This window comes from Streptomyces sp. NPDC101110 (assembly GCF_044759525.1).
In the GTDB taxonomy this organism is placed as follows: Bacteria; Actinomycetota; Actinomycetes; order Streptomycetales; family Streptomycetaceae; genus Streptomyces.
The window spans coordinates 1-1,101 of the sequence record NZ_JBIVZM010000038.1; the positions used below are offsets into that span (position 1 = coordinate 1).

Annotated in this window: 1 protein-coding gene; it reads left to right on the plus strand. The window is 65.8% G+C overall.

Annotation, left to right across the window (positions count from 1 at the left end; genetic code table 11):
- Positions 1-154: 154 nt before the first annotated feature.
- Positions 155-1,083 (plus strand): IS5 family transposase gene (locus tag ACIQU3_RS36860; RefSeq protein WP_403930172.1). Its coding sequence is split into 2 segments (ribosomal slippage): positions 155-499 and positions 502-1,083, totalling 927 coding nucleotides; the frame shifts between segments, so codons are not numbered across the junction.
- Positions 1,084-1,101 lie beyond the last annotated feature (18 nt).

Consider the following 1,101-nt stretch of genomic DNA (forward strand, 5'->3'; position numbering starts at 1 on the left):
GTCGGGTGTAGATGTCGCAATCCACACCGAACCCAGAAGGCCCTCACCTGTTCAAGCACCCAGCACGCGTGTCACCAACGTCCCGGGACAGCACATCTAGGCGCTGTTTCTCAGCCTCCTGACAGTGCCCGGGTGTTGGGGCCAGGCTGGCTGTATGGGTCGTGGGGATCTGGCGAATGCGGAGTGGGATCGGCTGGAGTCGTTCTTACCTCGTGGTGGTGTGCGTGGGGGTCGGTGGAGTGATCATCGGCGCGTGATCAACGGGGTGCTGTACCGGGTGCGGACGGGTGTGCAGTGGCGGGATCTGCCGGAGCGGTTCGGGCCGTGGGAGACGGTCTACAAACGTCATCGCCGCTGGTCAGCGGATGGAACGTGGGCGATGCTGCTGTCGAAGGTCCAGGCCGCCGAAGACGCCGCGGGCCGGATCGACTGGGACGTGTCGGTCGACTCAACCGCGGTGCGGGCCCACCAGCATGCCGCCGGCGCGAGGACTGCACCGCCCGCCGCGATCCCTCAAAGGGGGCCACGTCGCGGGACGAACCTGGTCGATCCGGTGCTGCGGAAACTCGCCGTCAGGCTGGAGGAGGTGGTCAGATCGGCGAGTGCCTGGGACGCTCCCGCGGAGGACTCACCACCAAAATCCATCTCGCCGCCGATGGACGATGTCGGCCCCTTGCCTTCCTCCTGACACCAGGACATTACGGCGACGGCCCTCAACTCAAGCGCGTCCTGGAGCAGGTTTCCGTGCCTCGCATCGGAGTCGGGCGGCCACGACGCCGGCCTGACCGCGTCCTGGCCGACAAGGCCTACACATCCAGGGACAACCGCCGTTACCTGCGACGACTTGGCATTCCACACACCATTCCGGAACGGTTCCAGCGCAGACACCGGCTGAACCAAGGCTCCCGCGGCGGCCGTCCCACCGGCTTCGACAGCGAGCGCTACAAGAAACGCAACACCGTCGAACGGACCATCAACCGCCTGAAAGGCTTCCGCGCCGTCGCCACACGCTACGAGAAACGGGCCTACGTCTACCGCGGCACCGTCACCCTCGCAGCCCTCATGATCTGGCTTCGAACATGATCCGAGAAACAGGGCCTA